A 21109-nucleotide genomic window follows, 5' to 3' on the forward strand; every position below is an offset into this window, starting at 1 on the left:
AATGATAAAGCTGATGATTGGTGAAGTGGGTTTTTAACATCTATGTATTTATGTATTTTTATAAAAATTAAATTATTTTGGCCAATCTTTTCCTTTTACTCCTTCACCTCCATTGATGTATGATTCTGAAAATTTAGAAAAATTTATTTTTATTCGTTCAATGCTTGATTGGTATGCGGTACCTGCACATTTATCGCCAAACTCAGAACCAGCGATTGGATTGGATAGAATGTTTAGAAATTCATTCATGCGATTTGCAATGTCTTCATTAATTTCTTTGCGACCAGTATTTGGGTTTATTGTCATAATATTTTCAATATCAAAATCACTTGGCCTTAATAGGATTGGTATTTGATCAACTGAAAACTGTGGATTTAATTTGAGCATATGCTGTCTATTATAGTTTTCACACTTATCTAGAACTGTAGGCAGGTCTGGGTCGGTTAAGAAATCGTAAAGATTTTTTTCTGTTTCTGGGGTTACATAAGGAATACCATCATTTTCACCTTTAGCTAAATAATCCTCGGACTTGAGTGCTGTTTCCTCAGGATTACCTTCACCGAATTTATAATGTAATTCTTTTCCATTAAAGATGAAGGTCTTGTCTTTCCAATTTGGATTTGGCGAAAACTTATCGAGTTTAATTTCTTTTATTTTCCCCACATTATTAGGAGACTTTTTTTCATCATTCTTTTGATTTGTAATATTATTATTTGGATTTTCTAAAGAATTTTGAGGTGAGTTTTTGAATGCGTACAAAACATAGGCAACCAATACAATCAGTATAGAGCAGGTTAAAATGAGTAATAATTTAATTTTCATTAGAATGGTTTTTTTTTAACTTTATCAGCAAGAATACTTAAGTTTTTCTAATTCACCAAGCCATATATATTGACTAAATGTAACAATGTTACATATTGGAAATTTAAGCTATTTCAAAACATTTTCTTCAAATGAGCGGTTATATCGCCATTTTAAATCCTGTCATTATGATGTCATTTGTCCTGATTAACATAAGCAACTCAATAAACTATACAACAAACAAAAATGACGATGAAAATTGCAATAATGAAAAAAACGACTTTAACGCTGGCTTTATGTGGATTGATGAGTCTAACTGCATGTTCAGATGATGATGACACTCAATCTTCCCCAAAAAACTTGAGCGAAACCCTCACTTTAGAATTTGGCAATGACGCATGTTCAATGGGCGGTACACGTATTCAAAGTGGTTTAGATAAGAATGAGAATGCTAAACTCGAAGCCAATGAAATAACCAAAACAGAAGACAGTTGTAAAACGAATCTTTTCACACAAGGTGTGGAACTTCCATTCACAGTATTGGGGAGAAATAATGCCAATGGGACAACTATTGACACTGCTTTTGATATCCGTCAGGGTGGTTTTGGTTCAGATGTTGCAGCACATCCAAGCAATAAAAAGCAATTTTATGCCTTAACAGATCGTGGGCCGAATGCTGATTTTAATGATGGTGTGCATGGGGCAGGTAAGATTTTTGCGATTGCTGACTATGTACCTAAAATTGGTTTATTTGAAGTTCAAGACAATGGCACTGTGAAACTGGTTAAAACCATTTCTTTAAAAGATCGTAATGGTAAAGAGATCAGTGGATTGCCCAATACTTCTGCTTTAGGCGGTACGGGGGAAACGCCTTATGATGTGAATGGTAAAGTAATTACAGTTGATTCAACTAAGCCTTTCGATGCGGTTAATAATCCAATCAAATTAGACGATTATGGATTGGACAGTGAAGGTCTTGCAGCCTTAAAAGATGGGACTTTTTGGGTGAGTGATGAATATGGCCCACACATGGTGCACTACGATGCCAATGGTAAGGAAATCGGTCGTATTAACCCATTTAAGGCAGACAAACGTAACAATTGGACATTACCAACTGAATTCAGTTATCGCCGTGCAAACCGTGGTATGGAAGGTTTAAGCATTACACCAGACCAAAAAACCTTGGTGGGTATCATGCAATCTACTTTGAGTTTACCCAATAAAAATGTTAATAAATCAACACTGACCCGTATTGTGACCATCAATTTGGAAACAGGAAAAGTTGCCCAATATCTGTATCAACAAGAAATAAAAGAGAATTCAAACTCTGCGATAGTGGCTTTAAGTGATACGCAATTTTTAGTTTTAGAACGTGATGGTCTATTTTATAAAGATTCAGCGAATGTTATGAAAAATGTCTATCGTATCGACCTCAGTAAAGCGACAAATCTAGAAAGCATTCAAGATCAAAATAATCTTAAACAAGATGAAAAATTAGGACTAACTATTGCAGGAAAGACCCTAGAAGAATATCAACTTGAGCAAGGTTGGGACGCGCTAAAAGCCTTAAATATTGTACCTGCACCGAAGACCTTGGTTTTGGATATGGGGAAAGCTGTGAAATACCCACATGACAAAATGGAAGGTTTGTGGCTGATTAATCATACAACTTTAGGTATTTTAAATGATGATGATATGGGGCTGTGGTTTAACAGCAAAGGGATGGAACCCAAATACTTGGATGCTGCCCGAACTCGTATCGACATAAATACGTTGTACATTGTTGATAAATTAAATTTAAAAGCACAATAAGTTCATCATTAGCCACCAAAAACGGTGGCTTTTTTATAACAATTTTCAAATTTAAAAAGAAAAGCAGGATTGAAAATGAATAAAAGATTTCTTCTCGTATTGTGCAGTGGTTTTGTGATTTCAAATACTTGGGCTGCACCACAAGTGACGTCACGTGAATATAAGTTGCTATTACAAGCTGATCAGTTTAGCTATTCCAATGAATCTGCAAATGTTAATACGTATATACAACAAGCTAAAAATATTATCGCTCAACAAACAGGTCGTAGCGTTACGGGAAATTTAACATTAGATAAGCAACGTCAAATTCGTTTTTATGATTCTCCAAGTAGCTGTTTACTCAATACTATTGGCTATAGTTTTAGAGAACGTATTGAAAATGGCGCATCTGAAGTGACGCTTAAATTTAGAAGTTATGATCATTATCTGGCTGATTTTTCGGATTTAAGTAGTCCAACGTCTGGTGCAAAAACCAAACTTGAAGATGATATTACTCAAACCGCAACACAAGGCTTTTTAGTGGGAGCAAGTAAATCGACCACTGTTCCCAACACGCGGACTTTGAATGATTTTTTAGATATTCATACACATTTTCCAAAGTTTAAAGAAAGCTTTGCAATCAGTGACAATCAGGCTTTATATAAAGTCGGTAATTTAACCATTTATGAGCGAAATTATAGTGGTGTCACTATAGATTTGGGCGAATTTGATGCAGAAATGGAGATGAGTTTATGGTACACCCAAGCACCATACACAGGCCTCAAACCTGCTGTGGTTGAAGTGTCATTTAAATACCAAGATCCAAATGCGAACTATACAAATAAAGTTGTGCAACGTGCTGCGATTAGCTTTTCAGCTTTGAAATCATTGTCGAATTACAACGCACCAAGCTCAACACAAACCAAGACACAATTTGTTTATCAGTATCAACCAAATTTTTGTTCTTAATGGACTTTGAGATAGGCAAATGATTGAGTTTGTTATGCTTGGAAAATAGTCAAGAGATCTTTTGAAAATATCTTGATCAAATTGGGCGAATCTAAACAAAAATAGATAAATTCAGCGTATAATTATTGCCATTTATTTGTTCGCGTTTTGCGAATTTCTACTCATTATAGAGGAGTCCTACGTGGCCCAATATATTTACACGATGAACCGTGTGTCGAAAATGGTTCCGCCTAAGCGCGAAATCCTAAAAGACATCTCTTTATCATTCTTTCCAGGTGCAAAAATTGGTGTGCTTGGTTTAAACGGTGCAGGTAAGTCTACCTTGCTTCGTATTATGGCTGGCGTAGATAAAGATTTCTCAGGTGAAGCTCGTGCGCAACCGGGTATTAAAATCGGTTATCTAGAGCAAGAACCACCATTAGACCCAAATAAAGACGTTCGTGGTAACGTTGAAGATGGTTTACGTGAACCATTGGATGCATTGGCACGTTTGGATGAGGTTTTTGCTGAATATGCTGCTGAAGATGCAGACTTTGACGCGCTTGCGAAAGAGCAAGAAAAACTTGAAGCGATTATCCATTCTTGGGATGCACACAATTTAAGTAATCAAATGGATCAAGCTGCTGCTGCATTGAACCTTCCAGCGTGGGATGCAGATGTAAGCTTGCTTTCAGGCGGTGAACGTCGTCGTGTTGCATTGTGCCGTTTATTGTTGTCTAAACCAGACATGTTACTTCTAGACGAACCGACGAACCATTTGGATGCAGAATCTGTATCTTGGTTAGAACGTTTCTTGAAAGACTTTGCGGGCACAATTGTTGCGATTACGCATGACCGTTATTTCTTAGATAACGTTGCTGAATGGATTCTTGAGCTTGACCGTGGTATGGGTATTCCGTATCAAGGTAACTATTCTTCTTGGTTAGAACAAAAGAATGCACGTTTAGAGCAGGAACAGAAACAAGAAGAATCTTTTGCTAAAGCATTGAAAAAAGAACTTGAATGGGTTCGTTCAAATGCCAAAGGTCAACAAAAGAAAAACAAAGCGCGTATGGAGCGTTTTGAAGAACTTAACTCACGTGAGTTCCAACAGCGTAACGAAACTTCTGAAATCTATATTCCACCTGGTCCACGCCTAGGTAATAAGGTTGTAGAAATTGAAGGCATCAGCAAATCATTTGATGGTCGTTTACTGTATAAAGATTTGACCTTTACTGTTCCACCTACAGCGATTGTCGGTATTGTGGGTCCTAACGGTGCAGGTAAAACCACGTTATTCCGTATGATGACCGGTGAACAGCAACCAGACACGGGTACTGTGACTCTAGGTGAGTCAGTTAAAGTGGCTTATGTCGGACAGATCCGTGATACTTTGGATAATAACAAAACGGTTTGGGAAGAAGTTTCTGGCGGTTTAGATATCTTAAGAATTGGTGAATACGAAATCGCATCACGTGCTTATATTGGTCGTTTTAACTTTAAAGGCCAAGATCAGCAAAAACGTGTAGGTGAGTTGTCAGGTGGTGAGCGTAACCGTTTACAACTTGCGAAAATCCTGCAAATGGGTGCAAATGTCATCTTACTCGATGAGCCATCGAACGACTTGGATATTGAAACATTACGTGCGCTTGAGGATGCAATTCTTGTATTCCCAGGTACGGTAATGGTGGTATCGCATGACCGTTGGTTCCTTGACCGTATTGCAACACACATCTTGTCATTTGAAAATGAACAACCTGAATTCTACGAAGGTAACTATGCTGAATACGAAGCATATCGCCAGTCACGTTTAGGTGATGATGCTGTACAAAAACGTACTAAATACAAAAAAATTGGCGGTTAATCGCTGATTTAAAGCAAAAACCAGCTTTCGAGCTGGTTTTTTATTGTCTAAATAATGGTAAAGCATTGAGTTGGTTTTGAGCCTCAACATGTCCTTGGTTTGCTGCTAAAACTAGCCATTTTTGCGCTTTTAAGGTGTTGCTGTCTAAGCCTAACTGCCCATGTAAATACAGCATTCCCAATTTATACTGCGCTCGGCTATAACCTTTCAATGCTGCATGTAAAAGTAGCCAAATTGCATTCCGTTGGTAATGATGCAGTTGATGATTAAAAGCATTTTCAACATCAACACGGTATCTTTGATTGGCTGCTAGATGCTCATAAGCTGTTGCTCGATGATAGGTATTTTGAGCTTCTGAAACTATAAAGGCATGATTATTCACATAATGTTGTAAAGGCATTATTGATTTCCATATCATCCGAATTATTTTTATTAAATTCATTTTCCTCTACTCACTCTATTTGCAATAAAGCTTTCATTTCTAAGATTAAAATAAATAAATAGAATAAGAAATACTCTGATTCTGATATTGATAAAAATAGTCTGCTTAAAGTGTGATATTTATCATTCATTATAAATTTAGTGATAATTTATTTGCATAAAAATAATAATTTTGTAATTTTAAGAAATTAAAAGGTGAAACATTTTCATTAAATTGACATTTTATTTTAAGAAATATTCAACATAGCTGCAAAGTTGTTTTAACGATTTGAATAGGAGAATGTATTCACAGCAAAATTTGCTAGGCGTATTGATCAACTGTTGAAAACTGCAATAACCTATATATTTCAGTTCAATAAAAAAGAGTGTTATTTAAACACTCTTTGAATCAATCAGTATGTATTTGCCAATCAAAGACGCATTTCAATGCCTTGGTCTGCTAAATATTGTTTAGCTTCTGGAATGGTATATTGCCCAAAGTGGAAAATAGAAGCTGCAAGTACAGCATCTGCACCACCTTTTAAAATGCCATCGGCTAAATGTTGTAAATTACCCACACCACCAGAAGCGATCGTTGGAATGGTGACACGATCATTGATTTGGCGCATTAATTCGATGTCATAGCCTGCTTTGGTACCATCAGCATCCATTGATGTAATCAACAGTTCACCTGCACCGAAGTCTGCCATTTTGACAGCCCAATCAATCGCATCGATCCCTGTTGGTTTACGACCACCGTGGGTAAAAATTTCCCACTTGTTATCTGCTGTTTTTTTCGCATCAATCGCAACCACGATACATTGTGCGCCAAAGCGTTGTGAAGCCTCTTGTACAAATTCAGGATTAAACACTGCCGCAGAGTTAATGCTGACTTTATCTGCACCTGCATTTAACAGCAGGCGAATATCTTCAACTTTACGAACCCCACCACCGACAGTCAAAGGAACGAATACACTTTCAGCCATGCGTTCTACAGTGCGATAGGTTGTATCTCGCTCACCTGAGGTTGCCGTGATGTCTAAAAAAGTAATTTCATCAGCACCTTGTTCATTATAACGACGTGCAACTTCTACGGGGTCGCCTGCATCACGAATATCAAGGAATTGAACACCTTTGACTACACGCCCATTATCTACATCTAGGCAAGGAATAATACGTTTAGCAAGCATAATTTTTTCCAAAAATAACAGCCGATTATGAAACTGAGCGATGTTGGTGCTACACCTCGCGAGTCAGAGAGGGTATTCTATCAAACTTATGTAAGTTTTTTCGCAGGTTTTATATGTCGGTTTATACCACTTTGAGTTTAAAGGAAGTTCAAGCCTTTGCAGCACCGTATGGATTAGAGGTTATTGAGCTGAATCCAATTCAAGGCGGTATTCAAAATACCAATTATTTTATTGTCTGTGCAGATGGGTCACAGTTTGTTTTAACATTGTTTGAAAATATGGACACGCAAGCAGCAGCGGAATTGATTCCAGTTTTAGAATATTTAGGACAACAAGGTTTAGCTGTTCCAGTACCGTTAAAGCATAGTGGTCAATCTATTCATACGTTGAAAGATAAACCTGCACAAATTGCACCACGTATGTTAGGGCAGCATCCAATGCCTTCAACACTGGAGCAAGTTGAACAAATCGCAATTGCTCAGGCTCAAATGCATGTAGCTTTACAAGATTTTCCCTTACAACGCAAAACAGCACGTGATCATGCCTATTGGTACAATGTCGCAAAGCAGATTAAACCGACTTTAAATGTTGCAGATACCGCATTGCTGAATAATCTTTTGGGTTTGTATGAAGCTTTAACAGCCATGTATCCAAATCGTCCCAAAGGTTTTATTCATTCGGACTTATTTCGTGACAATACTCTATTTGAAGGCAATACACTCAAAGGTATTCTTGATTTTTATGAAATGAATCGAGATGAATTACTCTTTGATATTGCGATTACTTTAAATGATTTCTGCACCGAATATCCTGAAGTCACTTTGGATGAAGCCAAAGCAATGGCTTTTTTAAATGCATATTCATCTGTTCGTCCTTTAACTCAAGATGAAAAGTCTTGTTTAGAGTTATATTTGGCGATGGCAGCAGGGCGTTTTTGGATGATGCGTTTGCAAGTGGCACAAATGAATCAAGCAGAAGGACGTACAGGGGATGATATTTTGCAGAAAAATCCTTTAGAAATGCGTAATATGCTGGTAGAAAGATTAAAGTTTGTAACGGCTTAATAGCTTATGACTTCTTTTATTCAAATGATGTTGTGCTATGTAGAAATCATTGAAGCATGAATAAAAGAAGTCAAAATGATTTGGGATAAATAAATGCGTGATCAAGGTCGTTTGGTTGAATGGTTTGATGATAAAGGCTATGGCTTTATCCAGCCCAATGATGAGGCTAAAGATCGTGTATTTTTACACATCAAAGACTTTGCACAGAAAGGACCACGTCCACTGGTCGGTTGCGCACTGGAATATGTCGTGCAACTGGATGGACAAGGACGTTTTAAAGCCAAACAAGTGACTTATTTAAAAGCCAATCAAGCAAAGAAATTATCAAAAAAATCGAACAGCATAGACACTCAATCACCATCAAAATTACAGCCGATGCAAATTTTGTGTGTGATTTATATTCTAGCCTTGGTTATTTTGACTGTTACAGGTTTGTTGAATAGTCTGGCATTACTTTTTATTAGTATTATCAATGCGATGACCTACTGGTTTTATTCTCAAGATAAAGAAGCAGCCCAATTGGATCAACGTCGTGTTCCTGAAAATACTTTGCATATACTTGCTTTTTTAGGCGGTTGGCCAGCAGCTTGGTTAGCTCAACAACGGTTACGACATAAAACACAAAAACAACCTTTTAGAAAGGTATATTTCTGTACTATATTCTTCAATATTTTATTGATTTTATGGTTAATTTCTCCTTTAAATGTATTTAGAACTTAAAGGCAAAGAACCTATGACTTGAGGAATGATAATGAATAATTATGTAGATCCAAACAACAGTAAATCACTGACTTTAATTTTATATATTCTTTATATCGTTGCAATTTTTTCGGGTGGAATATTCGCCATTGTGGCTTTAGTGATTAACTATGTGAAATTAGATTCGGTACGAGGTACTGTTTTTGAAAGTCATTTTAGATGGCAAATACGCACTTTTTGGTGGTATTTAATTTGGACATTATTGGCATTTGTACCGTTCCTTTTCTTGTTTTTTACGATGGATAATGCCAATGCGTTTGCAGGTGTTGCGGTGAGTGCGACGATATTCTGTGTTGCGGTGTTATTTGTTTCTTGGGTATGGATTGTTTATCGTGCCATTCGGGGCATTATTGCTTTGAATGATAATCAGCCTGTGCCGCTATAGTCTGCTATTTTTTTAATAAAATCAGCGATTTTCATGGTGATTTGTAAAGTGTCATATAAATGAGATGATCTTGTGTTTGAATAGAAAATAAAGGTTCATAAAAGGAGATCAACATGGTGATTGAACAGGCTTTATTTCACATCATTGATGGCCAACAGATGGCTTTTGAAAAGAAATTTTATGAATTATCCGATATTTTTAGAAATGCGCAGGGTTGTGAAAAATTTAAACTGATTCGTGGAATCGAAAACCCACAAAATTATGTTTTACAAATTCACTGGACTGATTTGGCAACCCATACCGATGTTTTTATGAAAACAGAAGAATTTCAACACTGGTTTATTGCACTGAAACCATTTTTAGCCCGTAAGATCGAAATGCAACATTTTGAAAATACGTTATAAGAATAGATCGGATTGACGTATTGAAAATGCATTTTTGATAATGATCTACACATGATCGTTAGAAACTAAAAAGAGAACATGACGTTCTCTTTTTTATTGCAGTGACAAGCTTCGGATTAAAAACCTTGCTCATCCAATAACAATTGCGCTTCACGAAGGTTTAAAGTCCCTTCATAAATAGCACGACCTGTAATTGCACCCAAAATACCATGTTGGCCTTTGAGATTACGAACATCATCAAGATTGGTGACGCCACCAGAAGCAATCACAGGTAATCCTGAATATTGAGCTAGATGAACCGTTTGTTCAACATTTACACCTTGCATCATGCCATCACGAGCAATATCGGTATATACGATGCTTGAAACACCTGCATCGGCAAAACGCTTTGCCAAATCCGTTGCTTTTACATCCGTTACATTCGCCCAACCGTCCGTTGCAACGAAGCCATTGATCGCATCGATACCTACAATGATGTGTCCTGCGAATTTTTTACACGCTTCTTCAACAAATTCAGGTTCTTTGACTGCTTTCGTACCAATAATCACAAAAGAAACACCAGCCTCAAGGTAATGTTCAATTGTTTCTAAAGAGCGAATACCACCGCCAATTTGAATTGGAAGTTCAGGTTGTGCTTTTGCAATGGCTTCTACCACAGGTTTATGGATCGGCGTACCTGCGAAAGCACCATTTAAATCAACTAGATGCAAACGACGAGCGCCTTCATTTACCCAATGCTGTGCAGTTGCCACAGGATCATCAGAAAATACGGTATCGTCTTCCATACGACCTTGTTTTAAACGGACACATTTACCGTCTTTCAGGTCAATTGCAGGGATGATCAGCATGCTTTCGCTCCTTGCCTAATCTCATGAGAATTCATTGTGGCCCATCTTAGCAAAGTATTGATCAATTTCTAAGTGTCAGTTGCTGCTTTTATTGGGATGAATTCCCAATTTAAGCGCATTATTTTCAATGGTTTTGGTGAGTAAACCTAAACGAAGCAGCTCTTTAAAGATCAAAACAGGTGCATAAGCATCGGCGGCGGCATATTCAATCTGTTGTTGGGTTAGGGTTCTACGTGCCCAATTGGAAGTGCTAATAGATTTACTTTTTGGGAAATTAATTTGAAATAACAAGGCCATGGCATTTTTAATACCGACTGGATTATTGAGTCCAAAACTTGAAAAGCTTTTAGACAGTTCAATGATATTATTCAGTTCAATGCCTTTTTTTCTAAACAAATGCGCATCATTTTTTAAGCCAAAACCAACTTTGATTTGGTCTTTATTTTCAAATACAGATTTTAAAAAATCTAGAATCTCTGCCGATACTTGAAATAAGTAAGCTTTTTCAGAGGTTGCGAGCTGAATAAGATGAGGGCCTGTTTGGACTTCGCCTTTGGTAAATGTTGGCTTAGATTCTGTATCAAAGCCCAATAAAGGCGCAGTTTTTAAAGTGTTTTCAATATTTTTGCATTGCTGGAGTGAATTGATCACTACAATATTTTCAAGAGAAAGATTTTGAAAACGAGGAAATGTCTGAATTTGCTCTTTGCTTGGAATGGGTTGAACAGGGTTATCCACGATCTTTCAGCATTCAAAAAATTAATCATTTTGTTATAACAAACTTTAGCTAAAAAGTGGTAGTTTTGTGGGATGAAAAAGAGGGAAGAGAACTGATGGTAGAAAAAGATGATGATCTTTTTATTGAAGGTGCAAAGCGTTTAAAGCAACTCATTCAGGATAAAAATATTAAAGCCAGTGACATTGTGAATGTATTAGAAGCATCAAAAGGCACAATGGGTAAATGGCTACAAAATTCGACGCCTTCTAGTGCGCAGAGTTTGATTGAGTTAGCACGTTTGGTGGGAATGACTGAACGCTGGAATGCTGAATCTAAACAACAAGATAAGCAAGATCGTGCAGATCTCGTCAATCAAGCTTATATTGCTTCTGAGGTTGATTTAAGCCAAGCCACAATTGAACAGCTCATGGAAGAAATTAAACAGCGTTATCGTGCTTTGAATTTAAAAGCGGAGATTAAAATTAGCGTACAACCACTCGAAGGTGGTTTTGTGACTAGAGAAGATGATACTGAAAAGTAGAAATAGCCTTTTATTCGGTAAATAAAAGGCTATTGAGATCAAGCTGTGACAATCATTTATTCAGATTGTTCGATGTTTTGTTGGTACTCTAATTGTTGTAATTGCGCACGTTCAAGATAGCTTTGATATGCGGGAATTGAAATCGCAGTGAGTACGCCCATTAATGGAATTGTGATGATATAAATCCAAGCTAGCACTTTTTCCCAAGCTTTGGTTACACGTGGTGCGCCATAGTTGTTTGTACCTTCATCACCTTTGGCACAGCATAAATAAACCAGAAAGAAAAAGTTAATAAAAGGTACAAGCATGACAAGTGACAACCAACCACTTTGGTTTTTGTCATGTAAACGACGAATGGTAAAGACGAAAGTGAAGTAAATGAATGCAATATAGAGGACTAAAAAAATAATCATTGCTGGAATAGAAAGTCCTGAAATACTTTCAGGGTTTGTTCCAATCATGAGAACAACGACGACAATCGCAACGATAAAAAACACCAAAGCACTTAAAAAAGACCAGCCTAAATAAGACATACGTCCAAAACGCCCACTTGCACTTAAAGGTGAATCATTGGTTTGAAAATTAGAATTCATTTTATTTTCCTATTTAACGGCTTATTTAATCAGTTCTGAGATTTTTGTATTAAATTCGATCAAATCATAAAGAAAAAAACAATAAAAAGAAAGGTTAGGAAGAAATCCACATCTAAAAAGCAATCAAGCCAATAAAAATTGGCTTGATTTAAATGACTTAACCTTAAAAATTAAAAGATATTTAAAAGCTCATCTAAGAAAAGTTAAATATCCCATTCCACAAAGTTTTTAAGCAGTTGTAAGCCCGCAGTGTGACTTTTCTCAGGATGGAACTGTGTTGCGAATAAGTTTTCTTTATGGATTGCAGTACAGAATGGCAAACCATAATCACACGTTGCAGCAACAAGATTTTGATCTTTAGGTTCAACATAATAGCTATGTACAAAATAAAAACGTGCATCTTGATCAATGTTTTTCCACATTGGATGACTTGGATCAGCTTGATGCACTTGATTCCAGCCCATGTGTGGGACTTTTAAACCGTCTACATTTGGGAAATGCTTAACAGCACCTTCAAAAATTCCCAATGCTGCTGAACCACCATTTTCTTCTGAAGATTCAAGTAAGGCTTGCATTCCGACACAAATGGCTAAAACAGGTTTATTAAAAGCAGCATGGCGTACGACTTCATCGATTCCTGCTTCATGCATGCCTTGCATACAATCACGCATCGCACCCACACCAGGGAAGACAATTTTATCTGCCTGAGCAATTAATTTGGGATCATTGGTCACATCAACTGTTGCACCAACATGTTCAAGTGCCTTCGCTGCTGAGTGAAGGTTTCCCATGCCGTAGTCAAGAAGGGCAATACGGGTCATTACAAAGTTCCTTTGGTAGAAGCAACAGTATTTTCAGCACGAGGATCAATTTCACATGCCATACGCAATGCACGAGCAAATGCTTTAAACACACTTTCAATTTGGTGATGGCTATTTTTGCCCTTTAAATTGTCAATGTGCAAAGTCATCAAGGCATGATTTACAAAGCCTTGGAAAAATTCAGAAAATAAATCGACATCAAATGTACCAATACGCGCACGTGTGAAAGGAATATCCATCCATAAACCCGGACGACCTGATAAATCAACGACTACACGGCTTAAAGCTTCATCCAGCGGTGCATAAAAATGACCGTAGCGTTTTAAACCTTTTTTATCACCTAAAGCTTGTGCAAAGGCTTGCCCAAGTGTGATCCCACAGTCTTCTACAGTGTGATGATCATCAATGTCTAAGTCACCATCACAATGAATATCAATATCAAATAAGCCATGACGCTTGATTTGATCAATCATATGGTCTAAAAAGGGAACACCTGTATTGAGCGTGCCCTGACCAGTACCATCAAGATTCACACGAACTCGAATTTTGGTTTCGTTAGTGTTTCTTACTACTTCACTGATACGTTGTGTCATGACACGTTCCTCAAAAACGTCAAAAAAGTTTGATGTAAAGATGTTTCGCTGTGACGAAAGTGACAGCATATTAGATTGCTCAGGAGGGTTAATCAATGCCTATTACCATACATGCTAAAACTTCACTCGAAAATGCGGAAGTTCGCGAACAGCTTGAGCGATTATATGACACCAGTCCCGAGTTTGGTGATGGCAAAGATGCCATAGAGCAACTTGAGCAAAACTTAGCTCAGTATACCTTACTTTACACCGCAGAATTTAATACCAAGATTATTGGTGCACTGTGGTGCAGTGGTCAAGGCGAGAGTAAGGTTTTAGAAAATATTGTGGTACATCCTGCAAATCGAGGCAGAGGCGTCGCTGAGCGTTTGGTTGAAGAAGTCTGCAAAATCGAAGAAGCGAAAGGTGTGAAAGTTTTTGAACCGGGTTGTGGTGCAATACATCGCTGCCTTGCACATCTTGGAAAAATTTAAGATTGAATGATTGCTGTTGAATAAAAACTTGAACACATCAGTTTAATCGCATAAAGACAGTCATTTCGGCTGTCTTTATGCATTTTTGCTATTGGAAAAATGCGAAATATCGCTAATTTGCTGTAAAAATAGACTATCGAACAAAAACATGTAGACAAGACTTGACGGCATTACGGTTAAATTGTTTAATACGCCCCATCGGCGTGATAGCTCAGTAGGTAGAGCAACGGATTGAAAATCCGTGTGTCCCCAGTTCGATCCTGGGTCTCGCCACCATATTTAAAAAATCTTTTAAGATTTCAATCCCTGATCCCATCAGGGATTTTTTTTGCGTAAAAAATATTCGGTTGAATAAAAAAGTCATGATTTATATTGACTATTGATCTGAGATACGGCTTAATACACGGCATCGGCGTGATAGCTCAGTAGGTAGAGCAACGGATTGAAAATCCGTGTGTCCCCAGTTCGATCCTGGGTCTCGCCACCATATTTGAAAAAACCTCAATTTTTTTGAGGTTTTTTTTTGCGTATATAAAAGTCATCAATGAATCACTCATTGACCCTGATTGAATTGAACTGATTGTCTTACAAAATATATGCCTACATAATGGAAATGTCGTAATATAAATTTTTATGAAAAGAATAGATTGTTATAAGAAAAATGAAAGATTTATTTTCAACAGCTAGTCAGCTTTATCAGCAAGCTCGACCCAGTTATCCGCAGGATGTTATTCAGGAAATTTTAAAATATGTTCCTGAGCAGCATTTTGTCTGGGACTGTGGCGCAGGTTCAGGTCAATTTACTCAACTCTTAGCGCCGTATTTTGATCATGTTGTGGCAACTGATATCAGTGAACAGCAATTACAACACGCCCCTTATTTTGAAAATGTCAGCTATCAAGTACAGCCTTCAGAAAAGACTTCATTTCCTGCTCAGGGTTTCGATTTAATTACTGTTGCACAAGCAATTCATTGGTTTGATTTTGAATCTTTCTATCGAGAAGTAAATCGTACATTAAAACCAAATGGTATTTTGGCTGTGATCGGTTATGGTTTGATTCACGTGGAACATCATTTAATCAATCAAAAAATTCAGCAGCTTTATTTTGATACTTTAAAAGGTTATTGGGATGCCGAACGTGGTTATATTGATGAACAATATCAAACCATTCCTTTTCCTTTTGACGAAATAGTGATGCCTGAACTAAAAATGCAGTATCAGTGGTCATCTGCACAGCTCTTAAAATATTTGTCTACATGGTCTGCAGTAAAACATTATATTGATCAAAATAAAATCAATCCTTTACATGATTTGGCAGAAGTTCTGAGCGCTGAGCAGGCGCTGTTAACAATAGAATTTCCGATATTCCTAAGAGTCGGTAAGGTGAATAAAAAACATAAGAAAAAAAGTTTTATGAAAAAAATTGGTCTGTAATTTTTTATCAAAAAATAGACTACCCTTGATTTGTGAATGCGCCAAGCAAAGCGTGTTCTAATCTTGGATTAAACGTTTGCCTAAACAGACCACTTCGATTTCCTCATAGCCTAATTGCTCATAAAAGCTTTGTACGTCAATATTGTCTTTGCGGATCAGTAGTTGTAGTTTGGGGCAACCTAATGCAATCAAACGCTTTTCAAGCTGTTGTATGAGCGCTGTTGCCACACCATTGCGTTGAACATGAGGGTGTACTGCTAAATAGTTCACCCAGCCACGATGACCATCATAGCCACCCATCACGGTCGCGATGAGCTGTTCATCTTTGACTGCCAATAAAAATAAGCCATCTTTTTGTGCCACTTTACGGAAAATATCGATTTCAGGATTATTCCATGGACGAGTAAGCTCACAGACTTCCCATAAGGCGATCACATCTTCTAAATCTGTTTCTTGAAACTGACGGATAATAAACATGGCTTTTATTCTATCTCTTGTTTTTAAAAGAAAGTTTACATCAGCTTAATATAAAAATGGGGTGATGATAAGTTTATTTTTTAAACAAAAACATGCTCACATTCATTTAATTTTCTGTGAGATTTTTCATAAAGTATGGTTGTGATTCTATGTAGAGAAGCATTTTTTCTGTCTAAAATTCATGCATAATGAGCATATAAAGACAAAACAAAAAAAGGATTTCATGTGAATAAGACGGAATATGATTATATTGTTATTGGTGGTGGAAGTTCAGGCTGTGTACTCGCGGGGCGTTTGTCGGAGGATTCAACGGTATCCGTTTGTTTGCTAGAAGCGGGTGGGACTGGAGATGGATGGAAGGTCGAAGTTCCGAGTGCTGCTGTGATCAGTATTCCGACAAAAATCAATAATTGGGCGTTTGAAACCATCCCGCAAAAAGGGCTAAATGGTCGTAAAGGCTACCAACCTCGTGGGAAATGTCTAGGGGGTTCTTCTGCGATTAATGCCATGATTTACATTCGCGGCAATCGACAAGATTATGATGATTGGGCAGCTTTGGGCAATGAAGGTTGGTCTTATGACGATGTGCTGCCTTATTTTATAAAATCTGAAAATAATCAAAGAATTCGCAACCCATATCATGGTAATGCAGGCCCATTATCTGTAACCGATTTACACAGTGATAATCCGCTTCAGGAAAAATTTCTGACTGCTGCACGAGAGCAGGGTTATACCATTCTTGATGATTTTAATGCTGAACAGCAAGAGGGACTGGGGGTATATCAAGTTACTCATATCAATGGGGAGCGTTGCAGTTCTGCACGCGCTTATTTATTTCCACATCGTGATCGAAACAACTTAACCATTGAAACATTTGCACAGACACAGCGAATTTTGATTGAAAATGGTGTCGCTGTTGGCGTGGAATACAAACAAGGTGGGCAACTTAAACAAATATATGCTCGCCGTGAAGTATTACTGAGCGCAGGAGCAATGCAGTCACCACAAATTTTAATGCTTTCAGGTGTGGGTGATCAGCAAGAATTGATGAAACATGGGATTGAAGTGAAAAAGCATTTACCTGGGGTGGGGCAAAACTTTCATGATCATCCTGATTTTATTTTTGGATATAAAGTTCGTGATATTCAAGGCACTTTTGGACTGTCTATACCAGGTTCGATTGATCTCATTAAGCAAATTCAGCGCTATCGCAAAGAACGTCGTGGTTTGATCACCACTAATTTTGCAGAATGTGGTGGTTTTCTGAAAAGTTCAAGTGAACAAAGTATTCCAAATCTACAGTTACATTTTGTTGTGGCGCTGGTCGATAATCATGCACGAACCATGCATGTCGGGCATGGTATTTCTTGTCATGTGTGTTTACTCAATCCGAAAAGCCGTGGTTCAATTAAAATCAGTGGGCCAAGTATTGACGATCCATTATTGATAGACCCTGATTTTTATGGAGATGAATCTGATTTGGAGGAAATGGTCAAAGGTTTTAAAAAGACCAAACAGTTGATGGAGTCGAGCGTTTTTAAAAGCATGGTTAAAGAAGACTTGTTTACAGCCAATGTACAAACGGATGAAGAAATTCGTGAAGTGCTCAGAGATCGTTCTGACACGGTGTATCACCCTGTTGGGAGTTGTAAAATGGGCATAGATGATATGGCTGTGGTCGATGCACGGCTACGAGTTTACGGTATTCAAAATCTGCGTGTGGTCGATGCTTCAATTATGCCAAAAGTGGTGAATGGCAATACCAATGCCCCTGCAATCATGATTGCTGAAAAAGCGGCTGATATGATTCGTCAGGATCAGGCCAGTGTGGCATTTATTCAGAAGAAAGAGAAAGTAGGTGTTGCAATTTAGTAGACCACTACAAGTTGAGATTCTCTAGATTGAAAAATTTTCTCCCTTGGCGATGAAGCACTAGGCCTGCAAGGGAGAGAAGGAACGATCTGCATTTTTCTTATCATGATGCGTTATAAAACGCCTGCAATATAAATTTGCCCATTTAGGTTGTATTTTCCTAGTTTTACATCATTGAAAGTAAATTTTTTTTTGTCTTCTGAAATACTTAAACCTGAACAAGGCATATGCCCATCACCACAGTTAAGTTCTGTACTGTCCTCATAATAAGATAAATAAAATGGATGTTGTCCAATTTGGTTTATAGAAAGCGTTAGATTTTCTTCTCCTAACGCAAAAACAAGTGCGTAGCTTTTTTCATTGTTATTAGTAGTTGCAAATAGTGTTGAATTTCCAAGTAATAAGGTGAGTGGTTGATTGTTGGCTTTGAGTTGTGCATGATTCTTTGGGATGGTCAATTGCACTGAAATTTTGCCTGTAGCTTTATTGTTTATTGTCTTCATTGTTACAGGGCTAAGATTTACCTTTATTTCTTGCGTGGTTTCCTGCCAACGAGGGTCATCTGTTTTAAGTTCTAATTCATAAATCTCATAGTCATGTTGGAAGGTTAAATTTCGGGGTGCATTTGTCGTCGCTTGATTGTAGAAAATAGTTAACGTTTTATCCTGATGTTTAAATGTAAAATCATAATTTATTCCGTTTGAAGCATTTAGGGTGGATAATCCGAAATTGATGCCAACTAAATGATAATTTTCGCCATTAAAGGTGAGTTGTCCTTGTACAGGTAACATAGGAAAGCGGTGAGATTGAAATATCGCCCAATCGGTGGGTGCTTTGATAGATACAGACCCTGTGAATTCAACGAATTGAGGGCGAATGTTTAAGGTTGTTGAATATAAACTATTGGGTTGTTTTATATTGAGTTGGATACTTTTATGCTGATGACTTGCATCTGTAATGTTGTAACTTGTTTTGGATGCTGAAGTGCTGGCAGAAAGATTACTTTGAATTTTCCAATATCTTTGTCGATAAAATTTAAGGGGATCTGTTTCAAAAAAATCTATATGTGCATCCGGTGAATTTGGACTGACTCGCATATCGCCAGAAATGGTGTTTTCATTATTACCCCAATAAATGTGAGAGAGAGGATCATTTGCAAATGCAGAGAGCTGATAATAAAAATGATTAGCTGGGAAAGTCTTTTCTTCCTTAATATTTTCTCCTGTGAGTAGGAGCTTAAATTCACTAGAACTAGTATCAGGCGGAATAGATGTTCCTGATTTGTCTCCCCAAAATACCAAGAGGGTAATGAAGCCTAAAATTGCTAAAATAATTGATATTTTCATTGTGCTTATTTTATTTAGAATAAAGATGGTCGTGATTGTATTCTAACCATTTTTTATCATAGATGAGTATTTAAACAAATAAAAAAACGCCCAATTGGGCGTTTTTTAACATCAGCTTTTAAAGCTTATGCAGACTTTTTCACTTGATCTTGAGTTGCTAGCATATGACCTGACTCTTCAAAGTTTGAGTGCCATGCAAGTGCTTCACGAAGAATGTGAGGGGTGTGGCCGCCTTTTTCACATGCACGATCAAAGTAGTCGTTCAATGCATCACGGTACATCGGATGAGCACAGTTATCAATGATTGCACGTGCGCGCTCACGAGGTGCTAAACCACGTAAATCAGCAAGACCTTGTTCAGTCACAAGAATATCCACATCATGCTCAGAATGGTCAATATGAGAAGCAAACGGTACAACAGAAGAAATGCCACCGCCTTTCGCAATTGATTTGGTTACAAAGATTGCCAAGTGTGCATTTCGTGCAAAGTCACCTGAACCACCAATACCGTTCATCATTTTAGTACCACACACGTGAGTTGAGTTTACGTTACCGTAAATATCAAACTCCAATGCAGTGTTAATACCAATGATGCCTAAACGGCGAACCAATTCAGGATGGTTTGAAATTTCTTGTGGACGAAGAACCAATTTATCTTTGTATTGTTCAAGATTATTAAACACTTTTTCGCCGTATTTAGCAGAAAGTGTAATTGAAGAACCCGAAGCAAACTTCATTTTACCTGCATCAATCAATTCGAAAGTACAGTCTTGAAGAACTTCTGAATACATCACTAGATCTTCAAAGTTAGAATCTTTAAGCCCTGTTAAAACAGCATTGGCAATAGAACCGATACCTGCTTGTAATGGACCTAAGTTTGCAGGTAAGCGTTTTTCAGCCACTTCTTTTTCAAAGAAAGCGATTAAATGATTGGCAATCCCTTGAGTTTCGTCATCTGGTAGGGTCACGGTAGATGGCGAGTCATGCAATTCGCTGTTAAATACGATACCCACGATTTTTGCAGGATCAATATTGATGGCATGCGTACCAATACGCTCGTCAACTTGAGTCAATGGAATGGCTTGACGTGTTGGACGGTATGTTGGGATATAAATATCGTGTAAGCCTTCAAATGCAGGGCTTAAATTCGTATTGATTTCAACAATCACTTTTTCAGCAAAAATTGCAAAGCTTGCAGAATTACCGACAGACGTTGTTGGGATAATGCCACCGTCTTCAGTAATCGCAACCGCTTCAATCACCGCAACATCTGGCTTTTTCAATTGAAGGTTACGCATTTGTTCAACTGTTTCAGACAAATGTTGATCGATGAACATCACATCACCAGTGTTGATCGCTTTACGAAGCGTATTATCCACTTGGAATGGTAAACGACGTGCAAGTACACCCGCTTCAGTCAATTGTTTGTCTAGATCGTTACCCAGACTTGCACCTGTGATTAACGTGATTTTTAAAGGATTCACTTTGGCTTGTTTTACCAATGCCAACGGTACAGCTTTCGCTTCGCCAGCACGAGTAAAACCACTCATACCTACCGTCATACCATCTTGGATAAAAGTTGCAGCTTGTTCTGCGCTCATGACTTTGTCATGGAGAGATGCTAAACGGATACGATCTAAAGACATGGTTTACGCTCAATTCTTGTTCAAAACTAGACGGATTGTACCGTCCTAAAACTAAATTGTGCATGCCTCTAATGCTAAGGTCTAATTTTTTCAAAAAATGCAGGTATAAAAAATAATGAT

22 protein-coding genes and 2 tRNA genes are annotated in these 21109 nt (G+C 37.6%); 13 read left to right on the top strand and 11 right to left on the bottom strand.

Going from position 1 to position 21109, the window contains the following annotated elements; genetic code table 11:
- Positions 1–72 precede the first annotated feature (72 nt).
- On the bottom strand, positions 73–822 hold the full coding sequence (locus tag ACY45D_RS01425; protein WP_463108138.1) for a hypothetical protein: 750 nt from the start codon (positions 820–822) through the stop codon (positions 73–75).
- A 246-nt stretch (positions 823–1068) separates the two neighbouring features.
- Between ACY45D_RS01425 and ACY45D_RS01430 the strand changes: the two genes are divergently transcribed.
- The 3 genes from ACY45D_RS01430 to ettA all read left to right on the top strand — a co-directional run bounded on the left by ACY45D_RS01430 (position 1069) and on the right by ettA (position 5404).
- Positions 1069–2613, top strand: a complete 1545-nt coding sequence (locus ACY45D_RS01430; RefSeq protein ID WP_463108139.1) for an esterase-like activity of phytase family protein — start codon at positions 1069–1071, stop codon at positions 2611–2613.
- 75 nt (positions 2614–2688) lie between these two features.
- Positions 2689–3561 (top strand): hypothetical protein, encoded by an 873-nt coding sequence (locus ACY45D_RS01435; protein ID WP_463108140.1) that lies wholly within the window; start codon positions 2689–2691, stop codon positions 3559–3561.
- 181 nt (positions 3562–3742) lie between these two features.
- Positions 3743–5404 carry an energy-dependent translational throttle protein EttA gene (gene ettA / locus ACY45D_RS01440; protein WP_463108141.1) on the top strand — a complete coding sequence of 554 codons (1662 nt, stop codon included), beginning with the start codon at positions 3743–3745 and terminating at the stop codon, positions 5402–5404.
- Positions 5405–5444: 40 nt separating this feature from the next.
- On the opposite strand, the gene ACY45D_RS01445 is transcribed toward ettA, so the two are convergent.
- The gene (locus ACY45D_RS01445; RefSeq protein WP_463108142.1) at positions 5445–5804 is read right to left on the bottom strand and encodes a sel1 repeat family protein; all 360 of its coding nucleotides are present in this window, start codon (positions 5802–5804) and stop codon (positions 5445–5447) included.
- Between the two features lie 451 nt (positions 5805–6255).
- The gene (hisF, locus tag ACY45D_RS01450) at positions 6256–7014 is read right to left on the bottom strand and encodes an imidazole glycerol phosphate synthase subunit HisF (RefSeq protein ID WP_463108143.1); all 759 of its coding nucleotides are present in this window, start codon (positions 7012–7014) and stop codon (positions 6256–6258) included.
- Positions 7015–7127: 113 nt separating this feature from the next.
- Here hisF and ACY45D_RS01455 point away from each other — a divergent pair, with 113 nt between their 5' ends.
- The 4 genes from ACY45D_RS01455 (at position 7128) to ACY45D_RS01470 (ending at position 9626) form a co-directional block, all read left to right on the top strand.
- Positions 7128–8078 (top strand): homoserine kinase, encoded by a 951-nt coding sequence (locus ACY45D_RS01455; RefSeq protein ID WP_463108144.1) that lies wholly within the window; start codon positions 7128–7130, stop codon positions 8076–8078.
- A gap of 93 nt (positions 8079–8171) precedes the next feature.
- Positions 8172–8798 (top strand): DUF1294 domain-containing protein, encoded by a 627-nt coding sequence (locus tag ACY45D_RS01460; RefSeq protein ID WP_463108145.1) that lies wholly within the window; start codon positions 8172–8174, stop codon positions 8796–8798.
- A 31-nt stretch (positions 8799–8829) separates the two neighbouring features.
- Positions 8830–9222 carry a DUF4870 family protein gene (locus ACY45D_RS01465; protein WP_463108146.1) on the top strand — a complete coding sequence of 131 codons (393 nt, stop codon included), beginning with the start codon at positions 8830–8832 and terminating at the stop codon, positions 9220–9222.
- A gap of 113 nt (positions 9223–9335) precedes the next feature.
- Positions 9336–9626, top strand: coding sequence for a putative quinol monooxygenase (locus ACY45D_RS01470; protein ID WP_010112980.1), 291 nt, complete (start codon positions 9336–9338; stop codon positions 9624–9626).
- Between the two features lie 116 nt (positions 9627–9742).
- Here ACY45D_RS01470 and hisA read toward each other — a convergent pair whose 3' ends face one another.
- Both hisA and ACY45D_RS01480 read right to left on the bottom strand, forming a co-directional pair.
- Positions 9743–10474 carry a 1-(5-phosphoribosyl)-5-[(5-phosphoribosylamino)methylideneamino]imidazole-4-carboxamide isomerase gene (hisA, locus tag ACY45D_RS01475; protein ID WP_463108147.1) on the bottom strand — a complete coding sequence of 244 codons (732 nt, stop codon included), beginning with the start codon at positions 10472–10474 and terminating at the stop codon, positions 9743–9745.
- Between the two features lie 75 nt (positions 10475–10549).
- The gene (locus tag ACY45D_RS01480) at positions 10550–11212 is read right to left on the bottom strand and encodes a 3'-5' exonuclease (protein ID WP_463108148.1); all 663 of its coding nucleotides are present in this window, start codon (positions 11210–11212) and stop codon (positions 10550–10552) included.
- A 95-nt stretch (positions 11213–11307) separates the two neighbouring features.
- Between ACY45D_RS01480 and ACY45D_RS01485 the strand changes: the two genes are divergently transcribed.
- Positions 11308–11733 carry a transcriptional regulator gene (locus ACY45D_RS01485; RefSeq protein ID WP_463108149.1) on the top strand — a complete coding sequence of 142 codons (426 nt, stop codon included), beginning with the start codon at positions 11308–11310 and terminating at the stop codon, positions 11731–11733.
- Between the two features lie 56 nt (positions 11734–11789).
- Here ACY45D_RS01485 and ACY45D_RS01490 read toward each other — a convergent pair whose 3' ends face one another.
- The 3 genes from ACY45D_RS01490 to hisB form a co-directional block, all read right to left on the bottom strand.
- Positions 11790–12326 carry a DUF805 domain-containing protein gene (locus ACY45D_RS01490; RefSeq protein WP_463108150.1) on the bottom strand — a complete coding sequence of 179 codons (537 nt, stop codon included), beginning with the start codon at positions 12324–12326 and terminating at the stop codon, positions 11790–11792.
- A 203-nt stretch (positions 12327–12529) separates the two neighbouring features.
- Entirely contained in the window at positions 12530–13147 is a 618-nt protein-coding gene (hisH, locus tag ACY45D_RS01495) for an imidazole glycerol phosphate synthase subunit HisH (protein WP_463108151.1), read from the bottom strand.
- Entirely contained in the window at positions 13147–13740 is a 594-nt protein-coding gene (gene hisB / locus ACY45D_RS01500) for an imidazoleglycerol-phosphate dehydratase HisB (protein ID WP_010112988.1), read from the bottom strand. The genes hisH and hisB overlap by 1 nt, the downstream gene beginning before the upstream one ends.
- Before the next feature lie 95 nt (positions 13741–13835).
- On the opposite strand from hisB, the gene ACY45D_RS01505 reads away from it, so the two are divergent.
- The 4 genes from ACY45D_RS01505 (at position 13836) to ACY45D_RS01520 (ending at position 15648) form a co-directional block, all read left to right on the top strand.
- A complete protein-coding gene (locus ACY45D_RS01505) occupies positions 13836–14213 on the top strand; it encodes a GNAT family N-acetyltransferase (RefSeq protein ID WP_463108152.1) in 378 nt (125 codons plus the stop codon).
- 200 nt (positions 14214–14413) lie between these two features.
- A tRNA-Phe gene (locus tag ACY45D_RS01510) sits at positions 14414–14489 on the top strand.
- A 135-nt stretch (positions 14490–14624) separates the two neighbouring features.
- Positions 14625–14700 (top strand) — tRNA-Phe (locus ACY45D_RS01515).
- A 174-nt stretch (positions 14701–14874) separates the two neighbouring features.
- Positions 14875–15648: a class I SAM-dependent methyltransferase gene (locus tag ACY45D_RS01520; protein ID WP_463108153.1), complete on the top strand. Its 774-nt coding sequence runs from the start codon at positions 14875–14877 to the stop codon at positions 15646–15648.
- A gap of 57 nt (positions 15649–15705) precedes the next feature.
- Here ACY45D_RS01520 and ACY45D_RS01525 read toward each other — a convergent pair whose 3' ends face one another.
- Entirely contained in the window at positions 15706–16125 is a 420-nt protein-coding gene (locus tag ACY45D_RS01525) for a GNAT family acetyltransferase (protein ID WP_463108154.1), read from the bottom strand.
- Positions 16126–16350: 225 nt separating this feature from the next.
- Between ACY45D_RS01525 and ACY45D_RS01530 the strand changes: the two genes are divergently transcribed.
- A complete protein-coding gene (locus tag ACY45D_RS01530) occupies positions 16351–17997 on the top strand; it encodes a GMC family oxidoreductase (RefSeq protein ID WP_463108155.1) in 1647 nt (548 codons plus the stop codon).
- A gap of 113 nt (positions 17998–18110) precedes the next feature.
- Here the strand turns inward: ACY45D_RS01530 and ACY45D_RS01535 are convergent, their stop codons facing one another.
- Positions 18111–19343, bottom strand: a complete 1233-nt coding sequence (locus ACY45D_RS01535; protein WP_463108156.1) for a hypothetical protein — start codon at positions 19341–19343, stop codon at positions 18111–18113.
- A 125-nt stretch (positions 19344–19468) separates the two neighbouring features.
- Positions 19469–20989, bottom strand: a complete 1521-nt coding sequence (locus ACY45D_RS01540) for an acetyl-CoA hydrolase/transferase family protein (RefSeq protein WP_463108157.1) — start codon at positions 20987–20989, stop codon at positions 19469–19471.
- Between the last annotated feature and the right edge of the window lie 120 nt (positions 20990–21109).

It is taken from the genome of Acinetobacter sp. BZX-2 (genome assembly GCF_055179795.1).